The following is a 25,362-nucleotide window of genomic DNA, read 5'->3' as shown; positions in this document are numbered from 1 at the left end:
TGCGCCGGAGTGCGGCACGACCTTTGCCGGCTGCTTCATGGCTGCCGCACCTGCGCGGCAGGCGGGCCGCGGACGTACAGGCCCTGAAAATCGTCTCACGTCAATAGTCTGTCAAGCGGACGTAGCCCCCGAAGCCCGTCTTGATGGGGGTGCCGTCCAGGCTGTGCAGGACGCTTGCGCCCTGGAAGCTGGCGTGCGCGTCCAGGCCGCCGATGCCCAGGGAATCGATGGCGCGAACCACCACATAGTAAGTGCCCGGCCCGGGCGCGGAGAAATTGATTTTCGGCTCGGTGAATTCCTGGCTGGACACCAGGTCGGCGCCGGCGGCGTCCGACGATACCCGCACCAGGTACTTGCTGGCGCCGGCTACAGCGGGAAATGCCAGCGTATGGGCGCCGAGCTGTTTCGGATCGATCTCGGGCAGGGCGGGGGCCGGCAGCAGGGGCCGCACGCCGAGCAGCTTGCCCTGGGCATTGATGGCGGTGCCCTGGCTTTGCTGCAGGGTGGCGTTTTGCTGCTGTTGCGAGCGGACGTGCGCCATACCCTTGACCACTTCGCTTTGCGCGCCCTGCGCCGAGGCGTGTACGCGCAGCACGGTGCCGCGCACGCCGGTGATGCTCAGCGGGGTGTGAACCTCGAAGCGCCCGACGCCCGAGCCTTTGGGTGCCACGGCCGACTCTACCGAGCCCTGCTTGATGTGCAGGATGGAGTCGGTCAGGCCGGCGTTCTTGAAGGTGCGCAGGCGCTGCAGCGTAAGCGTCGAAGAAGACGGCACCGACAGCAGGCTGCCGTCGCTTAGCTGCAGCGTGACGAAGCCGTCCGGCCCGGTGACGATGGTCTGGCCCTCGGCCACGCGGGACTGCTGACGTATCGCGCTGCCGTTGGCGCTGGCCTGCCCTGTGACGTGCACTACGGTGGCGTCGGCGGACACCTCGGGAATCATGGAAAACGGGATGCGCAGTTCTTTGCCGATGGGCAGTGCGGTGGTGTCCTGCACATTGTTCAGGCTTTGCAGGCGTGGCCAGGTGGCCGTGCCGGTGGTGTAGCGCTGCGCCAGCTGGATCAGCGTGTCTCCGCTCATGACCTTGTACAGGAAGTCGTCGCCGCGCGCGCCCGAGGCCTGGGCGCAGGCGATCCGAGGGGCGGCCGCCAGCGTCGCCGCCAGCAGGAATATCGCGGAAATTCGGGTAGGGCGCAGAAGCATGGTTCTTGCCTTCTTATTGCTGGTTTGTTGCGGGGCCTGGCGGCCTTTGCCGTTATTGTGATTCGTTGGAGTTCGCCACCAGTTCCAGGCGGTAGCCGAGCGCATAGGAAGAAATCAGGCGCACGCCGTTTTCGGGACGCAGCTGCAGTTTCTGGCGGATGTTGGACAGATGTGTGTCCAGGGTGCGCGAAGTGGCGGGGATTTCCCGATTCCAGACCGTGGTGCTGAGCACGTCGCGGGAAAACAGCCGCCCGGGATTGCGCAGGAACAAGCGGGCCAGCTCGTATTCCTTGGGGGCCAGCGTAACGGCCTGGCCATTCAGACTGATGCTGGCGGCCGAGGGGTCGACGCTATAGGCGCCCAGGTGAAATGGCTGGTTGTCGGCTGCTCCCGAATTGTGGCGGCGCAGCAACGCCGCAACGCGCGCCTGCAGTTCGGCACGGCGTATGGGCTTGGTCATGTAGTCGTCCGCACCGGCCTGCAGGCCGATCACCAGGTCTTCTTCCAGCGTGCGGCTGGTCAGGAACAGCACCGGGATGGTGTAGCCCAAATTGCCGCGTACCCAGCGCAGCACGTCCAGGCCGGAGACGTCGGGAATTTCCCAGTCGATTAGCAGCAGATCGAAAGGCTGGGACTTTTGCAGTGCCGCAAGCAACTCGCCGCCCAGAGGAAAAATGGTGCAGGTGTGGCCAGCCTCCGAGATGGTTTGCTGGATCAGTTGCGCCTGGGTCGGGTCGTCTTCGAGAGATGCTATGTTCATATAGTGATTGCGTGAGCGCCGGTGGGCGTTCGTATCTAGTGCCAAGGGTCGGAGGTTCGTCGAACGGAGGGTTCGGCGGGCGGCTGCATGGCGGTGCAAATACTCGCTATATGATACGGGTTGTGTCCGTGTTTTGCGCCTTGCATGAAAATGAATTTTCGCCGTGGTGCTTCGCGACGAGGCCTCAAGATCCGGACGCCGACAAAAAAGCTTCGACCCGCGGCAAGCCCTTGGGGGGCAATTTCCGCGATATTCGGATTACTTGCGAATCTTGGAAAAAAGCCCTGAGTTTGCATGCGAATTCGAGCATCTTATGTTAAAGAGCGCTGATCTGTCGAGTATTCGCCTCATGGGCCGGGGGTTTTCACTGCCGGGGTTTTCACTCATCGGGCTTTTCGGGATCGGCGCCGCGGGAATTCGCGGCCGAGTTTGGCCCGCCGAGCGGACGGCCGCGGTTGGGGCAGTCATTGACCGTCTGTCGACCCTTATGGTACGATGGCGAGCTAACTAAAGATTTTGTCAGGATCTTTGGCTTATAGCCTAGCGGGCGGATGCCCGCGCGGCGAGACAGGTTGCAGAGCAAAGTGCAAAGCCCAAGCAAGTGAAGTGCGCCCGAGCCGGCGCAGAACACGGGCGGCAGAGCACAAGCGCGGTACAAGCGCGCCGAGCAGCCGTGTCGCCCGAGGCTCGGGTAACCCCGGGCCCTGGGGCAGTAAGCAATAAAAGCCAGAAAGCAGCTACTAGGAAGCAAACTCCATTTTCGGGTTTCTTTCGGGGCAGGCGTTTTGGTTTTCTGGCAGAAGCAAGACCCGCTCTTTTACGTTATTCGTGGCTGGGCGGTTTTGCGTAAACCGCCCAAGTCGGCCCCCCCGGATATTGCCACCCGGGCGCAGGCTGGGCGACTCATTCAATACGTAGGCCGGTACGCAAGTACAGGATGCGTACAGGTCATAGGATGCGTAAAGGTCATGCCAACCATTAGTCAACTCGTGCGCAAGCCGCGCGAAGTCAGCCGCGCCAGCAGCAAGAGCCCCGCGCTCGAAAACTGCCCCCAGCGCCGTGGTGTTTGCACTCGCGTATACACCACCACCCCCAAGAAGCCCAACTCGGCCCTGCGCAAGGTCGCCAAGGTGCGTCTGACCAACGGTTTCGAGGTCATTTCGTACATCGGCGGCGAAGGCCACAACCTGCAGGAACACTCGGTCGTGCTGGTGCGCGGCGGTCGTGTCAAAGACCTGCCGGGTGTGCGCTACCACATCGTGCGCGGTTCGCTCGACCTGCAAGGCGTGAAAGACCGCAAGCAGTCGCGTTCCAAGTACGGTGCCAAGCGCCCCAAGAAAGCCTGATTCGTCGCGGCTTTTCACAGCCGCAAAGAGTGCAGCGGCGGGCCGAGCCCGCTGCGTGTAAGTGGCCATTCCCATGGGTGGCCGTGGCCGTGCAAGCACGGCTCAACTGAACCGTCACAAGGAAGCAAGAAATGCCCCGTCGTCGCGAAGTTCCCAAGCGTGAGATTCTCCCCGATCCCAAGTTCGGCAGTGTCGAACTGGCCAAGTTCATGAACGTCGTCATGTTGTCCGGCAAGAAGGCAGTTGCCGAACGCATCGTCTACGGCGCCCTGGATCAGGTGCAGGCTAAAACTGGCAAAGAGCCTATCGAGGTGTTCAATCTCGCCGTCAACAACATCAAGCCCATCGTCGAAGTGAAGAGCCGCCGCGTCGGCGGCGCCAACTATCAGGTGCCGGTCGAAGTGCGCCCCGTGCGCCGCCTGGCCCTGGCCATGCGCTGGCTGCGCGAAGCCGCCAAGAAGCGTGGCGAGAAGTCGATGGATCTGCGCCTTGCCGGCGAACTGATCGACGCCTCGGAAGGTCGTGGCGCCGCGATGAAGAAACGCGAAGACACGCACAAAATGGCCGAAGCCAACAAGGCTTTCAGTCATTTCCGCTGGTAATCCAAGGATACAAACATGGCCCGCAAGACCCCCATTGAGCGCTATCGCAACATAGGTATTTCTGCGCACATTGATGCAGGGAAGACCACCACCACCGAACGCATTCTGTTCTACACCGGTGTCAATCACAAGATCGGCGAAGTCCACGACGGCGCCGCCACGATGGACTGGATGGAACAAGAGCAGGAACGTGGCATCACCATTACCTCCGCCGCCACCACGGCTTTCTGGCGCGGCATGGGGGGCAATTACCCCGAGCATCGCATCAACATCATCGACACCCCGGGACACGTGGACTTCACCATCGAGGTGGAACGCTCCATGCGCGTGCTCGACGGCGCCTGCATGGTGTATTGCGCCGTGGGTGGCGTGCAGCCGCAGTCCGAAACCGTGTGGCGCCAGGCCAACAAGTACCATGTGCCGCGCCTGGCGTTCGTCAACAAGATGGATCGCACCGGCGCCAACTTCTTCAAGGTCTATGACCAGCTCAAGACCCGCCTGAAGGCCAACCCCGTGCCCATCGTCATACCCATCGGCGCGGAAGAAACCTTCAAGGGCGTGGTCGACCTCGTCAAGATGAAGGCCATTCTGTGGGATGACGCCAGCCAGGGTACCAAGTTCGAATACGTCGACATCCCCGCCGAGCTGGTCGATTCGGCCAACGAATGGCACGAGAAGCTGGTTGAAACCGCCGCGGAATCGTCCGAAGAGCTCATGGACAAGTACCTGGAAACGGGCACCCTGACCGAAGAAGAGCTGAACCAGGCGATCCGCGCCCGCACCATCGCTGGCGAAATCCAGCCGATGCTGTGCGGCACCGCGTTCAAGAACAAGGGCGTGCAGCGCATGCTGGACGCGGTCATCGACTACCTGCCCTCGCCCGTGGATATCCCCCCGGTCGCAGGCCAGGACGACGAAGGCAATCCGATCACCCGCGAAGCCAGTGACGACGCCAAGTTCTCGGCCCTGGCGTTCAAGCTGATGACCGACCCGTTCGTCGGCCAGCTCACCTTCGTGCGCGTGTATTCGGGTGTGCTGCATTCGGGCGACACCGTCTTCAACCCCATCAAGGGCAAGAAGGAACGCATCGGCCGCATCCTGCAGATGCACGCCAACAACCGCGAGGAAATCAAGGAAGTTCTGGCGGGCGACATCGCCGCCGTGGTCGGCCTGAAAGACGTCACCACCGGCGAGACGCTGTGCGACGTGGATTCGCACGTGCTGCTCGAGCGCATGGAATTCCCCGAGCCCGTGATTTCGCAGGCGGTCGAGCCCAAGTCCAAGGCCGACCAGGAAAAAATGGGTATCGCCCTGCAGCGCCTGGCCCAGGAAGATCCTTCCTTCCGCGTGCGCAGCGACGAAGAATCCGGCCAGACCATTATTTCCGGCATGGGTGAACTGCACCTGGAAATCCTGGTCGACCGCATGAAGCGCGAATTCGGCGTCGAAGCCAATGTCGGCAAGCCGCAGGTGGCCTACCGCGAAACCATCCGCAAGACTTGCGACGAAGTCGAAGGCAAGTTCGTCAAGCAGTCGGGCGGCCGCGGCCAGTACGGCCACGTGGTGCTCAAGCTCGAACCCCTGCCCCCGGGCGGCGGCTACGAGTTCGTCGACGCGATCAAGGGCGGCGTGGTGCCGCGCGAGTACATCCCGGCGGTGGACAAGGGCGTGCAGGAAACCCTGTCGGCCGGCGTGGTGGCGGGCTATCCCGTGGTCGACGTCAAGGTTACGCTGTTCTTCGGTTCGTACCACGACGTGGACTCGAACGAAAACGCGTTCCGCATGGCCGCCTCCATGGCGTTCAAGGACGGCATGCGCAAGGCCTCGCCGGTGCTGCTCGAACCCATGATGGCCGTGGAAGTCGAAACGCCGGAAGACTATGCCGGTACCGTGATGGGCGATCTGTCCTCGCGGCGCGGTATGGTGCAGGGCATGGACGACATGGTCGGCGGCGGCAAGGTCATCAAGGCCGAAGTCCCGCTGGCGGAGATGTTCGGGTACGCCACCAACCTGCGTTCGCTGACGCAGGGGCGCGCCACCTACACCATGGAATTCAAGCATTACTCCGAAGCACCCAAGAACGTCGCTGACGAAGTCATCAGCGCACGCAGCAAGTAACGAGGTTCCGCCCGCCGCATGCGGGCGGATGGATTTTTTATTTTCCTTGAAAATATTTGACGGGATAAATCATGGCAAAAGGCAAGTTTGAACGGACCAAACCGCACGTGAACGTGGGAACGATAGGTCACGTGGACCACGGCAAAACGACGTTGACGGCGGCGATCACGACGGTGCTGTCGACGGCGTTCGGGGGCGAAGCCAAGGGCTACGACCAGATCGACGCGGCGCCCGAAGAGCGCGCGCGCGGCATCACGATCAACACGGCACACGTGGAATACGAGACGAAGAACCGTCACTACGCCCACGTAGACTGCCCGGGCCACGCGGACTACGTGAAGAACATGATCACGGGCGCGGCGCAGATGGACGGAGCGATCCTGGTGGTGTCGGCCGCTGACGGCCCGATGCCGCAGACGCGCGAGCACATTCTGCTGAGCCGCCAGGTGGGCGTGCCGTACATCGTGGTGTTCCTGAACAAGGCGGACATGGTCGATGACGAAGAGCTGCTGGAGCTGGTGGAAATGGAAGTACGCGAGCTGCTCTCGAAGTACGACTTTCCGGGCGACGACACGCCGATCGTGAAGGGCTCGGCCAAGCTGGCGCTGGAAGGCGACAAGGGCCCGCTGGGCGAGCAGGCGATCCTGGCACTGGCCGAGGCGCTGGACACGTACATCCCGACGCCGGAGCGCGCGGTCGATGGCGCGTTCCTGATGCCGGTGGAAGACGTGTTCTCGATCTCGGGTCGCGGCACGGTGGTCACGGGCCGTATTGAACGTGGCGTGATCAAGGTCGGCGAAGAAATTGAAATCGTCGGGATCAAGGCCACGCAGAAGACGACGTGCACGGGCGTGGAGATGTTCCGCAAGCTGCTCGACCAAGGTCAGGCGGGCGACAACGTGGGGATCCTGCTGCGCGGCACGAAGCGCGAAGACGTGGAGCGCGGCCAGGTGCTGGCCAAGCCGGGTTCGATCAACCCGCACACGGGCTTCACGGCCGAGGTGTACATTCTGTCCAAGGAAGAGGGCGGCCGTCACACGCCGTTCTTCAACGGGTATCGTCCGCAGTTCTACTTCCGCACGACGGACGTGACCGGGACGATCGACCTGCCCAAGGACAAGGAAATGGTGCTGCCGGGCGACAACGTGTCGATGACGGTGAAGCTGATTGCACCGATCGCCATGGAAGAAGGCCTGCGCTTTGCGATTCGCGAAGGCGGTCGCACCGTGGGTGCCGGCGTCGTTGCCAAAATCCTCGAATAAGCCACTCGCCCGCCTCCGGCGGGGGCGCTTCGCTCCCGCCGCATTCGTTCTTTAGGAAACACCATGAAAAACCAGAAAATCCGCATTCGCCTCAAGGCGTTCGATTACAAGCTGATCGACCAATCGGCCGCCGAGATCGTCGAAACGGCCAAGCGCACGGGCGCCGTCGTTCGCGGGCCGGTGCCGCTGCCCACACGGATCCGCCGCTACGACGTGCTGCGTTCACCGCACGTGAACAAGACGTCGCGCGACCAGTTCGAAATGCGCACTCATCAGCGCCTGATGGACATCGTCGATCCCACCGACAAGACCGTGGACGCCTTGATGCGCCTGGACTTGCCCGCTGGTGTGGACGTGGAAATCGCGTTGCAGTAAGCTAGTTCGGCTAGCAGTATCGGAAACGCCATGCTCGAGAGCATGGCGTTTTTGTTTCCGGGGGCGGAAATCGCGGGAGGCAGACATGGGGCGGGGCGTGGGGCGTATTCTCGTGTGCATGGGTTTGTGGCTGGCGTGCCTGCTGCAAATGGGCTGCGCCCGTGCGCAGGCCGCCCCATGCAATGACGGGCAGCCCGTGCGCTTTGCGCAGCAAGGCTGGGAAAGCGCCGACTTCACCACGAATGTGCTGCAGGAAATCCTGCGCAAGGCATACGGCTGCAAGACCGAAACCGTACCGGGCACGCCCGCGGCCACCGAAACCGCGCTGACACAAGACGATCTGCAGGTGATCGCCGAACAATGGTCGGGCCGCTCGGCCATCATCGAGGGCGGCGTCAAGGCCGGCACCGTGCGCCTGGTGGGCGATACGCTCAAGGGCGGCGCGCAGCAGGGCTGGTACGTGCCCGACTACGTGGTGCATGGCGATGCGGCGCGCGGCATCCGGGCGCAGGCCCCCGATCTGAGCGACTGGAATTCTCTCGCGCGCTATGCGCCGCTGTTCAAGGATCCCGAAGTGCCGGGCAAGGGGCGCTTTCTCAATTGCCCCACGGGCTGGACTTGCGAACAATTCAACTCGCGCTACCTGCGCTTGTTCGGGCTCGGCCGCTATTACACGAACTTCCGCGCAGGCACCGGCGCGGCGCTGGATTCGGCCATCAGCTCGGCCTACGACCGGGGCAAGCCGATATTGTTCTATTACTGGCAGCCCACCGCCCTGATGGCGAAGTACAAGTTCTACCGCATCGGCATGCCGCCATTCAATCAGGCCTGCTGGGATGCGATGATCAGCGGCAAGGGCAGGCTCTGCCCCACCGATTTCCTGACGGCGCACCTGGGCATAGCCGTCTCGGCTCCGTTCGCGCGGCGCAATCCCCAATTGATGAGCCTGTTCGCGCGCGTGCAATTCGAGCCGGCGCTGCTCGACAACATGATCTACACCATGAGCCGCAGCCACGAGCCGGGCGAGCGCGCGGCCGACGGCTTCCTGCGCACGCATCGCGAGGTGTGGACGTCCTGGCTGCCCGCCGACCGGGCGCGGCGGCTGGAACTGGCGCTGGGCCTGGCGCACGCCGCGGACTCGGCCGCCGCCGGGCAGGGTGACAGCGGCGCCAAAGCGAGCCGCCCTAGCGTGGGCCGCCCTGACGCGGGTCGCCCTGGCGAGGGCCGCAGCATTTTCCCGGCGCTGTCTTTTGGCGACTATGTGAATCGCCACCTGACCGCCGTCGTGAAGGAATACGGCGCCGGCCTGCATGCGGCCAGCGATGCCGTGCTGGCGTGGGTGCTGCTGCCGGTGGAGCGCCTGCTGCTGCGCCTGCCGCCCGAGGTGCTGCTGCTGGTCATCGCGCTGCTTGCCTGGCGCGCGTCGCGCGGCTGGGTGCTGCCGCTGTGCTGCGTCGCCGGCCTGTATGCCGTGGGCGCACTGGGCCTCTGGACGGAGCTGGTGCAGACCTTTTCGCTGGTGCTGGTGGCCACCGTGTGCGCGGTGCTGCTGGGCGTGCCTGCCGGCATCCTGGCCGCACGCCATCCGTGGCTGGGGCGGTTGCTGGCTCCAGTGCTGGACGTCATGCAGACCCTGCCGAGCTTCGTGTACCTGGTTCCCGTGCTGATGCTGTTCGGCCTGGGCATGGTGCCGGCGCTGCTGGCCACGGTGGTCTATGCATTGCCCCCGCTGATACGCCTGACCGCGCTGGGCCTGCGCCAGGTCGACGGCGAGACCGTCGAGGCCGCGCAGTCCTTCGGCCTGACGCGCTGGCAGATGCTGACCCGCGTGATGCTGCCGCTGGCCAGGCCCAGCATCATGGCCGGCGTCAATCAAGCGACCATGATGGCGCTGGCCATGGTGGTGGTGGCCTCGATGATAGGTGCGCGCGGCCTGGGCGAAGACGTGCTGGCGGGCATCCAGACCCTGGACGTGGGCAGGGGCCTGCAGGCAGGCCTGGCGATCGTCGTGCTGGCCATAGTCATAGACCGGATTACTCAGGCGTATGGCCGCTCGCAGCGCGGCAGGCGCGCCGCGGAGCAGGGAGGGCGGCATGACTGAGGCCGGGATCCAGGTACGCGAGGTCTACAAGGTCTTCGGCGGCCGCGCCTCGCTGCCGCGGGCGTTGGCGATGCTGCGTGCCGGCGCCTCTAAACAAGAGGTGCAGGCCAAGCTGGGCTGCCACGTGGGCCTGGCCGGCGTCGACATGGCGCTGCCCGCGGGGCGCATATCCTGCATCATGGGCCTGTCGGGCTCGGGCAAGTCGACGCTGGTGCGCCACCTGAACCGGCTGATCGATCCCAGCGCCGGCAAGATCCTGGTCGGCAGCCAAGATATTCTGCAGCTCGACGCAGCGGGCCTGAGGCACCTGCGCCGCCACATCATCAGCATGGTGTTCCAGGGCTTCGGCCTGCTGCCGCACCTCGATGTGCTGGAGAACGTGGCGTTCGGGCTGCGGGCGCGCGGCGACAGTGCCGGCCGCGCGCTGCGCGCCGCGCAAGACTGGATCGAGCGAGTCGGGCTGGAGGGCTATGCGCGCAGCTATCCCGACGAATTGTCGGGCGGCATGCGCCAGCGCGTCGGCCTGGCGCGCGCCCTGGCCATGGACAGCCCGATCGTGCTGATGGACGAGCCGTTCTCGGCGCTCGACCCGCTGATCCGCCGCGATCTGCAAGAGCAGTTGCAGGCGTTGCAGCGCAGCCTGCGCAAGACCATCGTCTTTGTCACGCACGATCTCGACGAGGCCCTGCGGCTGGGCCAGCACATCATCATTCTGCGCGACGGCCGCGTCGAACAGGCGGGCACCCCGGACGATATCCGCGACCGGCCGGCCAGCCCGCATGTGGCGGAATTCATCAGGCGCGGCGAGCCCGCCGGCGGCCCGCCCACAGACAGTTAGCTGTAATATGGCAAGCTGTCGGACAAGAATCATGACGGAATGATTGAAAGCATCCATACGGCCCTCAAGAAGCAATCGCGCCTACCTTTGTCGCTCAAGCTCAAATACGTATTGAGGGCCCGTCTGGAACGCGGAGAATGGGCGCTCGGCGCGCGCATTCCCACGCTGCTGGAGCTGGTGGCCGAATATGGCGTGTCGCGCGCCACGGTGCGCGCCGCGCTCGACGAGCTGGAAACCGAGGGCCTGATCCAGCGCACCCGCGGCAAGGGCACCTTCGTCATAGGCGATGCCGCCAAAGAACATTGGCTGATGCTGCCCACCGACTGGCGCTCGCTGGTGCGCCACATCGAGCACCTGAAGGTGCGCTTCGTCACGCTGGACAGCGGCGTCGGCGTGCTGCCGCCCGAGGTGCCGGAACAGTCGGCCGATCAGCTTTATTGGTGGACGCTGCGCGTCAACTGGACGGATCACATACCGTACAGCGTGAATACCGTGTATGTGGCCAAGCGCCTGTTCGACCTGAGGCAGGCGGAATTCGAGGCCGAGCCGGTGCTGCCGGCAGTCAACCGCTATTTCCGGGCGGAGCTGCACTCCGCCACCCAGGTTCTGACCATACGCGCCGCCGATGCCCTGGCGGCCAAGCACCTGCACCTGGAGATCGGCACGGCAGTGGCCCAGGCGCTGCGCGTGGCGCGCAACGCAGCTGGGGAGGTGGTCTATGTGGCGCGGGTGCTGTATCCGGCCAAGTATCTGTCCGTGGAAACCCATTTCCACCCCGACGTGGAGCCCGAAGTCGGGGCCGATGCCCATTGACAAATTTTTTTCGAGGTATAAAGTACTAAAAAACGTACTTTATTATTTTTAATAAGCTGGCTCTGGTGGGCGCCCTGGCATGCAAGGCCGCATGGGCACCGCAGGCGCCGAATCCGCGGATCAGCATCAAGCAAACAGGTTCCAACCTCGACTTCTGGAGACGTATTTGAAAATCACCATGCTGGGTACGGGCGCCGCCCTGCCCGACCCCGACCGGGCTCAATCCTCGATACTCGTCACGCTGGACAACGGCAAGAACTATCTGTTCGATTGCGGCGAAGGCTCGACGCGCCAGATGGTGCGCGCCAACATCAACCCGGCCGACGTAGGCTGGGTCTTCATCAGCCATCTGCACTACGACCACGTCTGCGGCCTGCCGTTCTTCGTGCTGTCGAGCTGGGTCTTCAACCGCGAGGGCCGGCTGCAGGTATTCGGGCCGCGCGGCACGCAGGACTTCGTCGACCATTCGTTCGAGAATGGCGCGTATCGCGTCGACATCCAGGCGCGCGCCGCCTACGGCGTCAGGCAGAAAAACATCGAGGCGGTGCGCCCGGCGGTAACCGAAGTGGCGCCGGGCCTGATCTACCAGGACGAAGACGTGAAGATATTCGTCGACCTGGTCGAGCACATTCCCAGCGAAATCACCGATTGCTTCGGCATACGCCTCGAGGCGGAAGGCAAGGTAGTGGCATTCAGCGGTGATACTGCACCCTGTGAGGCCATGGTGCGCCTGGCCAAAGACGCCGACCTGCTGATACATGAATGCACTTTTCCCGAATCGTTCCTGGCGCACCGCGCCAAGTCGGGCGTGGGCACCTATTCGCACACCAGCCCGCTGGAGCTGGGCAAGATCGCCACGCGCGCCAATGTCCGCGCGCTGGTGGGCACGCATTTCGGCCACTTCGACTCGACCAGTCCGGTGATCAAGCGCGCGGCGGGCAATCATCTGCCCATAGAGCTGATGGGCCCCGACCTGATGGAAGAGGTGGTACGCGACCTGCGCAAAAACTATGCCGGCCCGCTGCGCCTGGCGCACGACCTGATGCGTATCGATCTGTAGACGCGTGCATGGGCCCGGCCGCCACGCGGTGCCGTTCATAGGAATAACGGCGCCACGGCGGACTCGGGTTCGGCGCCGCCGCAGCGTGCCGCAAGCATGAACCAAAGCAAGGAGAGACAAGATGAGCATGACGAAATACTGGGGTGTATGGCTGGCTGCCCTGGGCCTGGGCTTATGCACGGCTGCGCGGGCGGCCTACCCGGATCACCCGATCCGGGTGGTGCTGCCGTATTCCGCCGGCGCGGCGGGCGACATCATATTCAGGCAGCTGCAGCCGGGGCTGAACAAGGCGCTGGGCCAGCCCGTGATACTCGACTACAAGTCCGGCGCGGGCGGCAATATCGGTACCCAGGAGGTAGTGCGCGCGGCGCCCGACGGCTACACGCTGCTGTTCGGCGCAACCAATAACTTCGTCATCAATCAGTACCTGTACAAGCTGCGCTTCGATCCGCTCAAGGCGCTGGAGCCCATTGCCAGGGTGGCGGACGTGCCGGCCTTCATTTATCTGAGCGCCAAGGTTCCGGCGCACGACTTCGCCAGCTTCAAGGCCTACGCGGGCAAGCACCCTGGCTTGCTCAATTACGGCACACCCGGGGCCGGGACGACCCCCGCCCTGTCGGGCTGGATGCTGTCCGAGGCCGTGCACGGCAAGATGACTGCCATTTTACCTACCGCGGCTCGGCGCCGGGCGTACAGGCATTGCTGGCCGATCAGATCCAGGTCTACATAGGCGGCTATGGCATCGCCTCGGCCTATCTGCCGCAGGGCAAGCTGCGTGTGCTGGCGGTGGCGCTGCCCAAGCGCTTTCCGGCCTTGCCCGACATCCCCACTACCGCTGAAGTGGGCATAGGCAAAGCCGTCGTCAGCAACTGGTGGGGGCTGGCGGCTCCCGAAGGGACGCCGCCGGCGATCGTGGATCGCATCCAGAAGGCCCTGCATCAGGTGCTGTCCGATCCGGCCATACAGAAAAAGCTCGAGTCCCAGGGCTTCCTGGTGAACCTGGGCACACCGGCAAAGTTCCGGGCCGATCTGCAGAAAGAAGCGCCCTACTGGCAGGACGTGGTGCGGCGCTCGGGCGCGAAAGTCAACTGAGGCCGCTTGCCGCCAGTGGCCGGGAGGGCGCCAGTCATGTTCTATCGCCGCCAGGGAAAGGGGCCGGCCGTGATGCTTCTGCACGGCTTCGCCTCTTCTTCGCTGTTCTGGTCGGGGCTGATGGATGCCCTGGAGCCCGATTTCGACCTGATCGCACCCGACTGGCCAGGTTTCGGCGCCGCCGGCTCGCGCCAGCCCTACCGCCGCCTGCCGGATTTTGCTTCCGGCTTATTGGCACTGGCCGACGAGCTGGGGCTGCAGCGCGTGCACGTCGTAGGCCATTCCATGAGCGGCTTCGTGGTGCAGGAGCTGCTGTGCCATCACCCCGAGAGGCTCGGCCGCGTCGTACTGTATGGCGCCGGCCTTAGCGTGAACCGCGGCCGGCGTTTCGAAACCGTGGAGCAGACCCTGCAGCGGCTGCAGGCCGAGGGCGTCGAAACTGCCGCCCGCAAGGTGGTGGATTCCTGGTTTGCCGATGCCGCGCGCAGCCCCGCAGCCCATGCGCTATGCCTGCAGGCCGCGGCGGGCATGAGCGAGCAGGGCGCCGCAGCCGCCATCGAAGCCACGCAGAATGCCGACTACACTGGCAAGCTGCAAGGCTGCGCCACCCCGGCATTGGTGCTCAGCGGCGAAGCCGAACGCAGCCACCCGCCGGCCAGCGCGCTGGAGCTCTATCGCGCCTTGGGCAATGCGCATCTGTGCATATTGCCGCTATGCGGACATGCCGCCCACCTGGAACAGCCATTATGGTTCGAGAGCGTGTTGCGGGAATTCCTGGCCGGGTAGAGAGGGGGCGTGCCGCGCTGTATCCATGTCGATCACCATCTCGCCATGATCGACCCTTTCTGTCCCGTTCAGACTCCTTTGCCGTTGGAGTCACGTCATCCCGCCCGGACTCTCTGATATTGGATAGGGCTTCCGTTTGCCAAGGTTTGCTCTCTTATGGTAAAGTGGCGAGCTTGGCCATGGTTTTTGGCCGCTATTGGCGCGCGTGGGTGCCTGGTGTTAGGTGTGTTAGCCCAGAGACTTCACGTGCACTTTAAATCGCATGATGGGTGCTTGGTTCCACCCCGAGGGTTCTGCCCCAGGGTCGGATACTCAAGGGCCGTGGTTCGCGCAGTATGGCGCGTCATGCTTAATCAGCCCCGACCAATCGCAGTCGGGAATGGAGAAAACGATGTCGAATTCGACACCTACGCCTGCCGCCTTCCGGCTGGGGCTCGTGGGGCGCAAAGTCGGCATGACCCGCATTTTTACCGAGGAAGGTGAATCCATCCCGGTAACCGTGCTGGACGTGTCCAACAACCGCGTTACTCAAGTCAAGTCGCCCGAAGTCGATGGCTATGCTGCCGTGCAGGTGGCCTACGGCACCCGCCGCGCCTCGCGCGTGACCAAGGCGCTGGCAGGGCACTATGCCAAGGCCGGCTCTGAAGCCGGTAGCATCCTCAAGGAATTCCGTCTCGACCCCGCCCGCGCCGCCGAATTCACGGCTGGCTCCGTCGTGGCCGTCGAAAGCGTGTTCGAAGCGGGCCAGAAAGTGGACGTGACGGGCACCACCATCGGCAAGGGTTTTGCCGGCACCATCAAGCGCCACCATTTCGGTTCGCAGCGCGCCTCGCACGGTAATTCCCGTTCGCACCGCGTGCCGGGCTCGATCGGCCAGGCGCAGGATCCGGGCCGCATTTTCCCCGGCAAGCGCATGTCCGGCCATCTGGGCGACGCGACCCGCACCGTGCAGAACCTGGACGTCGTGCGTGTCGACGCCGAGCGCGGCCTGCTGCTGGTCAGGGGCGCCGTCCCGGGCCACAAGAACGCCGATGTTATCGTGCGTCCCGCCGTCAAGGCGCCCGCCAAGAAAGGAGCCTAATCCATGGAACTCAAGCTCCTGAATGACCAGGGCCAGTCCGCCGCGACCGTCGCCGGTGCCGACACCGTGTTCGGCCGCGACTTCAACGAAGCGCTGGTGCACCAGATCGTGGTGGCGTTCCAGGCCAATGCCCGCAGCGGCAATCGCGCCCAGAAGGATCGCGCCGAAGTCAAGCACAGCACCAAGAAGCCGTGGCGCCAGAAGGGCACCGGCCGCGCCCGTTCGGGCATGACCTCTTCGCCGATCTGGCGTGGGGGTGGCCGCACGTTCCCCAACTCGCCCGAAGAAAACTTCAGCCAGAAGGTCAACAAGAAGATGTATCGCGCCGGCATCCGCGCGATTCTCTCGCAGCTGGTGCGGGAAGACCGCCTGGCGGTGGTCGACACCTTCGCGCTAGAGTCCCCCAAGACCAAGCTGGCAGCCGCCAAGCTCAAGGGCATGGGCCTGGAATCGGTGCTCATCATCACCGATACGCTCGACGAGAACGTCTATCTCGCCACGCGCAACCTGCCGCATGTCGCCGTGGTCGAACCGCGCTACGCCGATCCGCTGTCCCTGATCCACTACAAGAAAGTGTTGATCACCAAGCCGGCCGTCGCTCAACTCGAGGAGATGCTGGGATGAACGCCGAACGACTGATGCAAGTTATCCTGGCTCCGATCGTGACCGAAAAGGCCACCTTCGTCGCCGAAAAGAATCAACAGGTTGCTTTCCGCGTCGCCGCCGACGCTACCAAGCCGGAAATCAAGGCCGCCGTCGAACTGCTGTTCAAGGTGGAAGTCGAGTCCGTGCAGGTGCTGAACCGCAAGGGCAAGGAAAAGCGCTTTGGCCGCTACATGGGCCGCCGCCGCAACGAGCGCAAGGCCTACGTCTCGCTCAAGGACGGCCAGGAACTCGACTTTACGGAGGTGAACTAAATGGCTCTCGTGAAAGTCAAGCCGACTTCCGCCGGCCGTCGCGGCATGGTGAAGGTGGTCAGTCCCAATCTGCACAAGGGCGCGCCGCTGGCTTCCCTGCTCGAAAAGCAGTCGCGCGGCTCGGGCCGCAACAACAACGGCCATGTCACCGTGCGCCATCGTGGCGGCGGTCACAAGCAGCACTACCGTATCGTGGACTTCCGTCGCAACAAGGACGGCATCGTGGCCAAGGTCGAGCGTCTTGAATACGACCCCAACCGCAGCGCCCACATCGCCTTGCTGTGCTACGCCGACGGCGAACGCCGCTACATCATTGCGCCGCGCGGCCTGGCCGTGGGTGCGACGCTGGTCTCCGGGACGGAAGCCCCGATCCGCGCCGGCAACACGCTGCCCATCCGCAGCATCCCCGTGGGTACCACCATCCACTGCATCGAGATGCTGCCCGGCAAGGGCGCCCAGCTGGCCCGCTCGGCCGGCGCCTCGGCGGTGCTGCTGGCTCGCGAAGGCACGTACGCCCAGGTGCGCCTGCGTTCGGGTGAAGTGCGCCGCGTGCACATCGACTGCCGCGCCACCATCGGTGAAGTCGGCAACGAAGAACACAGCTTGCGCCAGATCGGCAAGGCCGGCGCAATGCGCTGGCGCGGCGTGCGTCCGACGGTTCGTGGCGTGGCCATGAACCCGGTCGACCACCCGCACGGCGGCGGCGAAGGCCGTACTGGCGAAGGTCGGGAACCGGTCAGCCCATGGGGTACGCCGGCCAAGGGCTTCAGAACCCGAAGTAACAAGCGCACGGACAATATGATTGTCTCGCGTCGCAAGCGCAAGTAAGGGGCGAACAACATGTCACGTTCGATCAAGAAAGGTCCGTTCGTCGATGCGCATCTGATCAAAAAGGTCGATGCCGCCGTCGAAGGCAAGGACAAGAAGCCGATCAAAACCTGGTCGCGCCGTTCCACCATCCTGCCCGAGTTCATTGGGCTGACGATAGCCGTGCACAACGGCCGCCAGCATGTTCCCGTCTACATCAACGAGAACATGGTCGGCCACAAGCTCGGCGAGTTCGCGCTGACCCGTACGTTCAAGGGCCACGCCGCGGACAAGAAGTCCAAGAGGTAAGCGATGGAAACTACAGCTATCATTCGTGGAGTCCATATTTCGGCGCAGAAGACTCGCCTGGTCGCGGATCTGATCCGCGGCAAGTCGGTGTCGCAGGCCCTGAATATCCTGACTTTCACCCCCAAGAAGGCCGCCGGCATACTCAAGAAGGCGCTCGAGTCGGCAATCGCCAACGCCGAGCACAACGATGCCGCCGATATCGACGAGCTGAAGGTCACCACCATCTACGTGGACAAGGCCCAGTCGATGAAGCGCTTCTCCGCGCGTGCGAAAGGCCGCGGCAACCGTATCGAGAAGCAGACCTGCCACATCGTGGTCAAGGTCGGGGCTTAAGGAGTCGCAATGGGACAGAAAATACACCCGATTGGGTTCCGCCTCGCGGTCAACCGCAACTGGAGCTCGCGTTGGTACGCCAATGACAAGGCCTTCGGCGGCATGCTTGCCGAAGACATCCGTGTGCGCGAGTACCTGAAGAAGAAGCTCAAGAGCGCCTCGGTCGGCCGCGTGGTCATCGAGCGCCCTGCCAAGAATGCACGCATCACCGTCTACTCGGCCCGTCCGGGCGTGGTGATCGGCAAGCGCGGCGAGGACATCGAAAGCCTCAAGGCCGATCTGCAGCGCCTGATGGGCGTGCCCGTGCACGTCAACATCGAGGAAATCCGCAAGCCGGAAACCGACGCCCAGCTGATCGCCGACTCGATCGCCCAGCAGCTCGAAAAGCGCATCATGTTCCGCCGCGCCATGAAGCGCGCCATGCAGAACGCCATGCGCCTGGGCGCCCAGGGCATCAAGATCATGAGCTCGGGCCGCCTGAACGGCATCGAAATCGCCCGCACCGAGTGGTATCGCGAAGGCCGTGTGCCTCTGCATACCCTGCGCGCCAACATCGATTACGGTACGTCCGAAGCGCAAACCACATACGGCATCATCGGTATCAAGGTCTGGGTCTACAAGGGCGACATGCTGCCCAACGGCGAAATGCCGCCCGAGACCGCCGCCCCGCGCGATGACGAGCGTCGTCCGCGCCGTGCGCCCCGTGGCGAGCGTCCCGATGGCCGCCGTCCCGGCGGACGCGGCCGCGGTCCTCGCAAGCCGGACGCTGCGCCGGCGCCCGAAGGAGAATAACCATGCTGCAACCTTCACGCAGAAAATATCGCAAAGAGCAGAAAGGCCGCAATACCGGCCTGGCCACGCGCGGCGCCCAGGTGTCGTTCGGCGAATACGGCCTGAAAGCCACGGGCCGTGGCCGCCTGACCGCACGCCAGATCGAATCGGCGCGTCGTGCCATCAACCGCCACATCAAACGCGGCGGCCGTATCTGGATCCGTATCTTCCCCGACAAGCCGATTTCGCAGAAGCCTGCCGAAGTCCGTATGGGTAACGGCAAGGGCAATCCGGAATACTGGGTCGCGGAAATCCAACCCGGCAAGGTGCTTTATGAAATGGAAGGCGTGAGCGAAGAGCTCGCGCGCGAGGCGTTCCGCCTGGCCGCCGCCAAGCTGCCGATCTCGACGACCTTCGTGTCGCGTCACATCGGTGCTTAAGGAGATCTCATGAAAGCCAGCGAACTCCGTTCCAAAGACGCCGCCGAGCTCGGCCAAGAGCTCGAAAGCCTGTTGAAGGCGCAATTCAACCTGCGCATGCAGCGTGCCACGCAACAGCTTTCCAACACCAGCCAACTCGGTAAAGTGCGCCGCGACATCGCGCGCGTGCGTACCCTGATAACTGAGAAGGCAGGGAAGTAACATGAGCGAAACTCAAAACACCCAGCAGGCCAAGCGCCAGCGTACGCTGATCGGCAAGGTCGTCAGCAACAAGATGGACAAGACGGTGGTGGTGCAGGTCGAACGCCGCGTCAAGCACCCGGTGTACGGCAAGATCGTCATGCGCTCCAACAAGTACAAGGCGCACGACGAAACCAACCAGTACAACGAGGGCGATACCGTCGAGATCTCCGAAGGCCGCCCCATCAGCCGCGACAAGTCCTGGACGGTCGTGCGCCTGATCGAGGCTGCACGGGTCATCTGATCCCTGTCGTCTTGTAGTGAAAAAGCCCCGGGCGTGCCTCGGGGCTTTTTTTATAGGCCGCCCGGCGGAGTGTGCCGGCGCCCGGCCGTTATCTCCTGGTTGCATAAGCGGTGCCGCCTTGGCCCAAACATATGTTTTAAAGTATAGATAATAAGAATATTTCATTTCTAAACATATATCTGCCAAGACACAATAGACATAACGGTTTTGACGCACCCCCTCCGGGGCGGGTGCGCCTTTATTTCGTTCAAGATGCCGCTGGCGCCGTGCTGTTATCTATCCCGTCGCGCAAAATCCGCAGGAGACTCTAGATGTCGTATGTATTCCCCCCGCCGGAAACGGCTTCGGTTCCCGTGGTCGGCAGCGCCGATCTGTACCCCGTACGGCGCATATATTGCGTAGGCCGCAATTACGCGGCCCATGCGCGGGAAATGGGCTTCGACCCTGATCGCGAGCCGCCGTTCTTCTTTTGCAAGCCGGCCGATGCCATACGTCCGGTGGTGCAGGGGCAGACACTGGAATTCGCCTACCCTTCCGAAACCGCCAATCTGCATTATGAAATCGAGCTGGTTGCCGCCATCGGCAAGGCGGGCTCGAACATCGCGGTCGAGCAGGCGCTCGGGCACGTATGGGGCTATGCGGTGGGCCTGGACATGACGCGGCGCGATCTGCAGATGAAAATGCGCCAGGCCGGCAGGCCCTGGGAATTGGGCAAGGCCTTCGATGCCAGCGCGCCCATAGGCCCGCTGTATCCGGCCGCGCAATTCCACGGCGTCGACAATGCCGAGATCTCCCTGACGGTGAACGGCGCTGTCAAGCAGCACAGCAGTACCGCCAAGCTGATCTGGTCGGTGGCCGAGACCGTCAGTTATCTGTCGCGCTATTTCCGCCTGGAGCCCGGCGACCTGATCTACACCGGCACGCCCGAAGGCGTCGGCCCGGTGGTGGCGGGCGACCTGATGGTGGGCAGCGTGGCCGGCCTGGGTGAACTGCACGTAAAGGTGGTCTGATCATGCAACTCTACAGTTTCTTCAACAGCTCCACGTCCTATCGCGTGCGCATCGCGCTGGCGCTCAAGCAGCTGCCGTATGAGTATCTGCCCGTCAACATCCGCGAGCAGCAGCACAGGGAGCCCGGCTATGTAGCCAAGAATCCGAGCGCCGGGGTACCGCTGCTGGTGGACGACGAGGGCTTCAATCTGAGCCAGTCGCTGGCCATCATCGATTACCTTGATATAAAGTACCCCGAGCCCCGCCTGATTCCGCAAGCGCCGCAGCTGCGCGCGCGGGCGCTGGAAATCGCCAATCTGATCGGCTGCGATATGCATCCGGTGAACAACCTCAAGGTGCTGCGTTATCTGGTCGGCAAGCTGGGCGTCAGCGACGAGCAGAAGAATGCCTGGTACGCGCACTGGATAGACGAAGGCCTGCGTTCGCTCGAGGCCCTGCTGGCGCAAGCGGGTTCGGGGCCGTTCTGCCTGGGCGGCGAGGTATCGGTGGCCGATTGCTGCCTGGTGCCGCAGGTGGCCAATGCCTTGCGCATGGGCTGCGATATCAGCGCCTATGAACGCGTGCGTGCCGTGCACGAACACTGCAACACCTTGCCGGCATTCCAGCAGGCGGCTCCCGCGCGGCAGCCCGATTTCCAGGCCTGAAACCATGAGTCAAGACGCCATGAGGGAAAGCTCGACCGGAATGCAGCAGGAACCCGCCACCGAAGGGGCTGCGCAGCGCGAGTTCACCGATCCCGCGTATGTTCCCCTATGCGCGTCGCTGGGTGAGATCCGGTCGAACATCGACCGGCTCGACCGCGAGATCGTGCGCCTGATCGCCGAGCGCGCCATGTATGTGAAAGATGCCGCGCGTTTCAAGCGCGACGCTTTTCAGGTCAGTGCGCCGGCCCGCCAGGCCCAGGTGTTCGCCAAGGCGGTGGATCTGGCACGCGCGCATAATCGGGGTTTCGAGAATCTCGAACAGGTGGTCGAACAGACCTACCGGGCCATGGTTGCCGCGTTCATCCAGAACGAGCAGCTGTATTTCAATAGCATGACCCCCACAGGAGACAAGAATGATCAAGATCGCGGATAAATGGAAGACGGCGGTGCGCGGCGCGCTGCTGGCCTCGGCGCTGGCGCTGCTGCCGGCGGCGGGCCAGGCGGCAAATTGGCCCGACCACTCGCTGACCCTCATCGTGCCTTTCGGGGCCGGATCCAGCCCCGACCTGATGGCGCGCATCGTGGCCGACAAGGCCGGCAAGCTCCTGGGGCAGGCCATCGTGGTGCAGAACAAGCCGGGCGCCGGCGGCGACCTGGGCACGGCCAGCATCGCGCACGCCAAGCCGGACGGCTACACCTTCGGCGCTTCTATTACCGGGCCCATGGTGAACAATACGGTGCTGTATTCGCACCTGCCGTACGATCCGCGCAAGGATCTGGCGCCGCTCACCCAGGCGGTGGATCAGCCCGACGTGCTGGTGGTGCCGGCCAAGTCCGGCATCAAGACCATCCAAGAGCTGATGAAGGACATCAAAGATCATCCCGACAAGCTGAATTTCTCTTCCACGGGCACCGGCGCGGTGTCGCAGCTGGCGATCGAGCTGCTGCTGCAGAAGATCGGCGGCAAGGCCACGCACGTGCCCTATACCTCTTCGCCGAAGGCCTTGAATGCGCTGCTGGCCGGCGACGCCCAGTTCGCCGCACTGCCGCCGATCGCGGTCATGGGCATGGTCAAGGACGGGCGGCTGCGCGCGCTGGCGGTGACTTCCGAGCGGCGCTCCAGCGCCCTGCCGGATATTCCGACCATGGCCGAGGTGGGTGTGCCGGGCATCGTGGGTTCGGCCTGGGTAGGCTTCGTGGCCCCCGCGAAGGTGCCGCCCGAGATACAGAAGAAACTGTCGGATACGCTGATCCAGGCCCTGCACGACCCGGAAGTCACCAAGAAGCTCAAGGCCCTGTACATGGATCCCGTGGGCAGCACGCCGGCCGAATTCCGCAAGTACATGGATGAAGAGCTGGCGCGCTGGAAGCCGCTGATCGAGCAGCTGCATATAAAAATGGATTGAGCCCGCGGCCGGACTAGGCCGGCTCTGGCTGCCGCCGGCGGCGCGGCTCGGGTAGTGGGTAGATTCGGGCCCGGCAGTCCGGCCGGCCCTGGCTCCCGGTTTGCGCCCCGGGGGCTGCGGTGATGCCCGCGGCGCCCCGCCGCCGGCGGCAAACGAGGAGTTCTGGATGGAATATGTACAAGAGCCGGCCAGGCGCGTACCTGTTTACGGCGAGTACGACGTGGCGGTGCTGGGAGGCGGCCCGGCCGGCATTCTGGCGGCGGCGACGGCCGCGCGGCAAGGCGCGCGGGTGCTTTTGATAGAGCGCTACGGCTTCCTGGGCGGCATGGGCACCGCGGCCGGCGTGTCCAATTTCTGCGGACTGCATGCCAATGTCCACGGCGAGATCCGGCAGGTGGTGCACGGCACCACCGACGAGCTGCTGGAACGCATGCGCCGGCTCGACGGCCTGAACGACCCGCATCTGATCTTCGGCAAGATCCACGCCCTGGCCTACGACATTGCTGCCTTCAAGTGCGCGGCCGACGAGCTGGTGCGCGACAGCGGCGCCCAGGTGCTGTTCCATGCCCTGGCGGCGGGGGTGGCCATGGGCGAGCAGGGGGGCGTGTCGACCCTGTTTCTGGAAACCAAGTCGGGACGCGTGGCCGTGCGTGCCGCCTGCTATATCGATTGTTCCGGCGATGGCGATCTCGCCCACTGGGCCGGCATTCCCTACGAAAAAGGCACGGGGGCGGGGCAGATGCTCTATCCCACGCTGATGTTCAAGGTGGGCAATGTGGATGCCGACCGGGCCGGCGAGGCCTGGAAGCGCATCCCTGAATTGATGGATGCGGCCGAGGCCGCCGGCGAATTCCATTTCCCGCGGCGCGGCGCCATCGTGCGCCCGCAAAAACACGCCTACGAGTGGCGCGTCAACGTGACGCAGCTGACCCAGCCCGACGGCAGCGCCGCCGACGGCACCGATGCCGACTCGCTGGCCGGCGCCGAACTGGAAGGGCGCAGGCAGGTGGTCGACTACTTGCGTTTCCTGCGCGCCAAGGTGCCGGGCTTCGAGAACGCTTACGTGCTGGACATCGCCCCGCAGCTCGGGATCCGCGAGACGCGCCGTATCCGCGGCGAGTATTGCCTGACCCAGGACGATGTGCTGAATTGCGCAGATTTCGACGACAGCATAGGCGTCAACGGCTGGCCGCTGGAACTGCACGTGGCCGGCGACGTGCGCTGGATGTGGCCGCCCATACCCGAGTCGCGCGGCTACAACCAGCTGCCCTTGCGCATGATCGTGCCGTGCCGCGAGTCGGGCGTGGACAATGTATTGGTGGCGGGGCGCTGCGCGTCCATGAGCCACGAGGGGCAGTCGGCCGCGCGCGTCAGCGGCAGCTGCTTCGTGATGGGTGAGGCGGCCGGGGTGCTGGCCGCCATGAGCGTCAGGCAGGGCGCGGGCCTGCGCTCGCTGTCCGCCGCGCCGCTGCAGGCCGTTCTGCGCGAGAACGGCGTTTTTCTCGGCTAGGGCCCGGCGCAAGCCGCCCTGGTGAATGAACACAGGCATGGAAGACATCATGAAAAAAACCGGACAGAAAGTCGTCGTCGTAGGTGGCGGCATAGGCGGCCTGGCGGCGGCGCTGGCGCTGACCCGCCAGGGCATCGAGGTACAGTTGCTGGAGCAGGCGGCGCACATCGGCGAGATCGGTGCCGGCATCCAGCTCGGCCCCAATGCCTTTGCGGCGCTGGATGCGCTGGGCGTGGGCGAAGTGGCGCGCAGCCGCGCGGTGTTCACCGACCACATCATCATGATGGACGCCATCGACGCCCAGGAAGTGGTGCGCATCGAGACCGGCGAAGCATTCCGCCGCCGCTTCGGCGGCCCTTATGCGGTGATACACCGCGCCGACATCCACCTGTCGATTCTCGAGGCGGTGCGCGAGAACCCGCTGATCCAGTTTCGCACTTCCACTCATGTGCAGGACGTGCATGTCGGCGCCAATGGCGTCGATGTGGTGGATACCCAGGGCAATGTCTACAAGGCCGATGCAGTGGTCGGCTGCGACGGCGTCAAGTCGGTGGTACGGGAAAAGACCATAGGCGGCACGCATCGCGTAACCGGCCACGTGGTCTATCGCGCCGTCGTGGAACGCGAGAACATGCCCGAGGATCTGCGCGTCAATGCGCCCATGCTGTGGGCCGGCCCGCGCTGCCACTTGGTGCACTACCCCTTGCGCGGCGGCCAGCAATACAACCTGGTGGTTACCTTCCACAGCCACGACCAGGAAGAATGGGGCGTGCGCGACGGCAGCAAGGAAGAGGTGCTTTCGTATTTCGCCGGCATCCATCCGCGGCCGCGGCAGATGCTGGATCGCCCCACTTCATGGAGGCGCTGGGCCACCGCCGACCGCGAGCCGGTCGAGTCCTGGGGCGAAGGCCGTGCCACGCTGCTGGGCGATGCGGCGCATCCCATGACCCAGTACATGGCGCAAGGCGCCTGCATGGCCCTGGAAGACGCGGTGACGCTGGGCGAGGCCGTGGCGCGCTGCGATGGCGATTTCTCCGCGGCATTCCACCTGTACGAATCGGTGCGCATACCGCGCACTGCGCGGGTGGTCTGGTCGACACGGGAAATGGGGCGCATCTATCACGCCCAGGGTGTCGAGCGCCTGGTTCGCAACCGGCTCTGGAAGGGCAAGTCGCAGGATCATTTCTACACCGCGCTGGAATGGCTGTACGGCTGGCGCCGCGAGAGCTGCCTGGCCGATGCCGACGCCTGACCGGGACGGCGCGTGCCAGTGCGTGTGTGCCGGCGTGACAT

At 64.2% G+C, this 25,362-nt stretch carries 30 protein-coding genes; 28 read left to right on the top strand and 2 right to left on the bottom strand.

The features are described 5' to 3' along the window. Positions 1-100: 100 nt before the first annotated feature. Together CEY11_RS04610 and CEY11_RS04605 are read right to left on the bottom strand one after the other, a co-directional pair. Positions 101-1,204 (bottom strand): FecR family protein, encoded by a 1,104-nt coding sequence (locus CEY11_RS04610; protein WP_088602192.1) that lies wholly within the window; start codon positions 1,202-1,204, stop codon positions 101-103. A 52-nt stretch (positions 1,205-1,256) separates the two neighbouring features. Continuing rightward, positions 1,257-1,964, bottom strand: coding sequence for a response regulator transcription factor (locus CEY11_RS04605; RefSeq protein WP_088602191.1), 708 nt, complete (start codon positions 1,962-1,964; stop codon positions 1,257-1,259). 968 nt (positions 1,965-2,932) lie between these two features. On the opposite strand from CEY11_RS04605, the gene rpsL reads away from it, so the two are divergent. The 28 genes from rpsL to CEY11_RS04470 all read left to right on the top strand — a co-directional run bounded on the left by rpsL (position 2,933) and on the right by CEY11_RS04470 (position 25,321). Then, positions 2,933-3,310, top strand: coding sequence for a 30S ribosomal protein S12 (gene rpsL / locus CEY11_RS04600; RefSeq protein ID WP_088602190.1), 378 nt, complete (start codon positions 2,933-2,935; stop codon positions 3,308-3,310). A gap of 131 nt (positions 3,311-3,441) precedes the next feature. Further along, positions 3,442-3,912 (top strand): 30S ribosomal protein S7, encoded by a 471-nt coding sequence (rpsG, locus tag CEY11_RS04595; RefSeq protein WP_088602189.1) that lies wholly within the window; start codon positions 3,442-3,444, stop codon positions 3,910-3,912. 15 nt (positions 3,913-3,927) lie between these two features. After that, complete coding sequence (fusA, locus tag CEY11_RS04590; RefSeq protein WP_088602188.1) at positions 3,928-6,030, top strand: elongation factor G; 2,103 nt, start codon at positions 3,928-3,930, stop codon at positions 6,028-6,030. A gap of 71 nt (positions 6,031-6,101) precedes the next feature. Beyond that, positions 6,102-7,292 carry an elongation factor Tu gene (gene tuf, locus CEY11_RS04585; protein WP_088602187.1) on the top strand — a complete coding sequence of 397 codons (1,191 nt, stop codon included), beginning with the start codon at positions 6,102-6,104 and terminating at the stop codon, positions 7,290-7,292. Between the two features lie 63 nt (positions 7,293-7,355). Next, a complete protein-coding gene (rpsJ, locus tag CEY11_RS04580) occupies positions 7,356-7,667 on the top strand; it encodes a 30S ribosomal protein S10 (RefSeq protein ID WP_013743964.1) in 312 nt (103 codons plus the stop codon). Positions 7,668-7,764: 97 nt separating this feature from the next. Beyond that, positions 7,765-9,768 (top strand): glycine betaine ABC transporter substrate-binding protein, encoded by a 2,004-nt coding sequence (locus CEY11_RS04575; protein WP_233154721.1) that lies wholly within the window; start codon positions 7,765-7,767, stop codon positions 9,766-9,768. Beyond that, positions 9,761-10,606, top strand: coding sequence for an ATP-binding cassette domain-containing protein (locus CEY11_RS04570; protein WP_088602725.1), 846 nt, complete (start codon positions 9,761-9,763; stop codon positions 10,604-10,606). Before CEY11_RS04575 ends, CEY11_RS04570 begins: the two co-directional genes overlap by 8 nt. Before the next feature lie 39 nt (positions 10,607-10,645). Continuing rightward, entirely contained in the window at positions 10,646-11,419 is a 774-nt protein-coding gene (locus CEY11_RS04565; protein ID WP_088602185.1) for a GntR family transcriptional regulator, read from the top strand. Between the two features lie 166 nt (positions 11,420-11,585). Then, the gene (locus tag CEY11_RS04560) at positions 11,586-12,479 is read left to right on the top strand and encodes an MBL fold metallo-hydrolase (protein ID WP_088602184.1); all 894 of its coding nucleotides are present in this window, start codon (positions 11,586-11,588) and stop codon (positions 12,477-12,479) included. 121 nt (positions 12,480-12,600) lie between these two features. Then, positions 12,601-13,209, top strand: coding sequence for a Bug family tripartite tricarboxylate transporter substrate binding protein (locus CEY11_RS25920; protein ID WP_269845252.1), 609 nt, complete (start codon positions 12,601-12,603; stop codon positions 13,207-13,209). Next, positions 13,179-13,571, top strand: coding sequence for a Bug family tripartite tricarboxylate transporter substrate binding protein (locus CEY11_RS25915; protein ID WP_269845251.1), 393 nt, complete (start codon positions 13,179-13,181; stop codon positions 13,569-13,571). Before CEY11_RS25920 ends, CEY11_RS25915 begins: the two co-directional genes overlap by 31 nt. 72 nt (positions 13,572-13,643) lie before the next feature. Further along, the gene (locus CEY11_RS04550) at positions 13,644-14,357 is read left to right on the top strand and encodes an alpha/beta fold hydrolase (protein WP_233154757.1); all 714 of its coding nucleotides are present in this window, start codon (positions 13,644-13,646) and stop codon (positions 14,355-14,357) included. 391 nt (positions 14,358-14,748) lie between these two features. Further along, entirely contained in the window at positions 14,749-15,438 is a 690-nt protein-coding gene (rplC, locus tag CEY11_RS04545) for a 50S ribosomal protein L3 (protein ID WP_198958832.1), read from the top strand. A 3-nt stretch (positions 15,439-15,441) separates the two neighbouring features. Continuing rightward, positions 15,442-16,062: a 50S ribosomal protein L4 gene (gene rplD, locus CEY11_RS04540; RefSeq protein ID WP_088602181.1), complete on the top strand. Its 621-nt coding sequence runs from the start codon at positions 15,442-15,444 to the stop codon at positions 16,060-16,062. Beyond that, positions 16,059-16,355, top strand: coding sequence for a 50S ribosomal protein L23 (gene rplW, locus CEY11_RS04535; RefSeq protein WP_088602180.1), 297 nt, complete (start codon positions 16,059-16,061; stop codon positions 16,353-16,355). Before rplD ends, rplW begins: the two co-directional genes overlap by 4 nt. After that, the gene (gene rplB, locus CEY11_RS04530; RefSeq protein WP_088602179.1) at positions 16,356-17,183 is read left to right on the top strand and encodes a 50S ribosomal protein L2; all 828 of its coding nucleotides are present in this window, start codon (positions 16,356-16,358) and stop codon (positions 17,181-17,183) included. A gap of 12 nt (positions 17,184-17,195) precedes the next feature. Beyond that, on the top strand, positions 17,196-17,471 hold the full coding sequence (gene rpsS / locus CEY11_RS04525) for a 30S ribosomal protein S19 (protein WP_088602178.1): 276 nt from the start codon (positions 17,196-17,198) through the stop codon (positions 17,469-17,471). 3 nt (positions 17,472-17,474) lie between these two features. After that, complete coding sequence (gene rplV / locus CEY11_RS04520; protein WP_088602177.1) at positions 17,475-17,804, top strand: 50S ribosomal protein L22; 330 nt, start codon at positions 17,475-17,477, stop codon at positions 17,802-17,804. Between the two features lie 9 nt (positions 17,805-17,813). Beyond that, positions 17,814-18,596 carry a 30S ribosomal protein S3 gene (rpsC, locus tag CEY11_RS04515; RefSeq protein ID WP_088602176.1) on the top strand — a complete coding sequence of 261 codons (783 nt, stop codon included), beginning with the start codon at positions 17,814-17,816 and terminating at the stop codon, positions 18,594-18,596. Between the two features lie 2 nt (positions 18,597-18,598). Then, positions 18,599-19,015, top strand: a complete 417-nt coding sequence (gene rplP, locus CEY11_RS04510; protein ID WP_088602175.1) for a 50S ribosomal protein L16 — start codon at positions 18,599-18,601, stop codon at positions 19,013-19,015. Positions 19,016-19,024: 9 nt separating this feature from the next. Next, entirely contained in the window at positions 19,025-19,216 is a 192-nt protein-coding gene (gene rpmC, locus CEY11_RS04505) for a 50S ribosomal protein L29 (protein WP_088602174.1), read from the top strand. A gap of 1 nt (position 19,217) precedes the next feature. Beyond that, positions 19,218-19,499, top strand: a complete 282-nt coding sequence (gene rpsQ, locus CEY11_RS04500; RefSeq protein ID WP_088602173.1) for a 30S ribosomal protein S17 — start codon at positions 19,218-19,220, stop codon at positions 19,497-19,499. A 311-nt stretch (positions 19,500-19,810) separates the two neighbouring features. Further along, a complete protein-coding gene (locus CEY11_RS04495; RefSeq protein WP_088602172.1) occupies positions 19,811-20,509 on the top strand; it encodes a fumarylacetoacetate hydrolase family protein in 699 nt (232 codons plus the stop codon). A gap of 2 nt (positions 20,510-20,511) precedes the next feature. Further along, positions 20,512-21,153 (top strand): maleylacetoacetate isomerase, encoded by a 642-nt coding sequence (gene maiA, locus CEY11_RS04490; protein ID WP_088602171.1) that lies wholly within the window; start codon positions 20,512-20,514, stop codon positions 21,151-21,153. A 40-nt stretch (positions 21,154-21,193) separates the two neighbouring features. After that, positions 21,194-21,586 carry a chorismate mutase gene (locus tag CEY11_RS04485; RefSeq protein ID WP_088602170.1) on the top strand — a complete coding sequence of 131 codons (393 nt, stop codon included), beginning with the start codon at positions 21,194-21,196 and terminating at the stop codon, positions 21,584-21,586. Continuing rightward, on the top strand, positions 21,567-22,559 hold the full coding sequence (locus CEY11_RS04480; protein ID WP_088602169.1) for a Bug family tripartite tricarboxylate transporter substrate binding protein: 993 nt from the start codon (positions 21,567-21,569) through the stop codon (positions 22,557-22,559). Before CEY11_RS04485 ends, CEY11_RS04480 begins: the two co-directional genes overlap by 20 nt. Before the next feature lie 166 nt (positions 22,560-22,725). Then, complete coding sequence (locus tag CEY11_RS04475; protein WP_088602168.1) at positions 22,726-24,069, top strand: FAD-dependent oxidoreductase; 1,344 nt, start codon at positions 22,726-22,728, stop codon at positions 24,067-24,069. A 49-nt stretch (positions 24,070-24,118) separates the two neighbouring features. Then, positions 24,119-25,321, top strand: coding sequence for a 3-hydroxybenzoate 6-monooxygenase (locus CEY11_RS04470; protein WP_088602724.1), 1,203 nt, complete (start codon positions 24,119-24,121; stop codon positions 25,319-25,321). Positions 25,322-25,362: the final 41 nt, after the last annotated feature.

Source organism: Candidimonas nitroreducens (assembly GCF_002209565.1).
In the GTDB taxonomy this organism is placed as follows: Bacteria; Pseudomonadota; Gammaproteobacteria; order Burkholderiales; family Burkholderiaceae_B; genus Candidimonas; species Candidimonas nitroreducens.
The sequence above is the reverse complement of the archived record's forward strand: the minus strand, read 5'-3'. Positions and strand labels throughout refer to the sequence as shown.